This window comes from Cytobacillus oceanisediminis 2691 (genome assembly GCF_007678455.1).
Taxonomy (GTDB): Bacteria; Bacillota; Bacilli; order Bacillales; family Cytobacillaceae; genus Mesobacillus; species Mesobacillus oceanisediminis_A.
The window spans coordinates 1-318 of record NZ_VEEP01000099.1; the positions used below are offsets into that span (position 1 = coordinate 1).

Below are 318 nucleotides of genomic sequence, written 5' to 3' on the forward strand. Positions count from 1 at the left end.
TGGAAGATGATATATTGAAAGGGTTGAGGATGATGATGAGGCACGGTGAAGGAGATGTTTGTGGGGAAGAAGTGAGAAAAATAGAAGGTGGATGGCTGGTGATATGGGGGGAGGATGATAAAGTGGTTGGGGTGGGAATGGGGAGGAAAGTGAAGAAGGATGTGAAGGATTGGGAGGTTTTGATCTTAAAGGAGACGGGGGAGGTTGTGGGGGAGGAGGGGGGTGAGGATGTGGATGAGGTTATGAATGGATTGATTGGTGTAGAGGAAATAGTTGAAGAAGGAAGAGCAAAGGGGAGGGGGTGAGGGCTGGTGTTTT

General features: G+C 48.7%; 1 pseudogene. It reads left to right on the forward strand.

The annotated features are described in order from the left end of the window. Positions 1 to 305 (forward strand): annotated as a pseudogene (locus tag FS736_RS24565) (alpha/beta fold hydrolase); the annotation flags it as partial. Positions 306 to 318 lie beyond the last annotated feature (13 nt).